A 215-nucleotide genomic window follows, 5' to 3' on the forward strand; every position below is an offset into this window, starting at 1 on the left:
GAGATATCGAAGCTGATATCGATGTCACCATTGAAGTTCTCATCTGGCGTGATGGTGAAGCTGCCGTCATCATTAGCTACAACCGTCGCATCTCCACCAACCGTTAGGCCGCTAGCAGTAAGGTCATCGCCCTCTACGTCAGATGCTTGTGATAGCAATTGCTCTTGGCTTAAACGGATAGAACCGTCTTCATCGATTGAGTACGCTAGGTCACC

General features: G+C 49.3%; 1 protein-coding gene. It reads right to left on the reverse strand.

The window, feature by feature from the left end:
• On the reverse strand, window positions 1–215 hold a 215-nt coding region (locus AB4486_RS22505), incomplete at both ends, for a cadherin-like domain-containing protein (RefSeq protein ID WP_372118689.1).

Origin of the sequence: Vibrio sp. 10N.222.55.C6 (assembly GCF_041473395.1) — a bacterium.
Lineage (GTDB): Bacteria > Pseudomonadota > Gammaproteobacteria > Enterobacterales > Vibrionaceae > Vibrio > Vibrio crassostreae_C.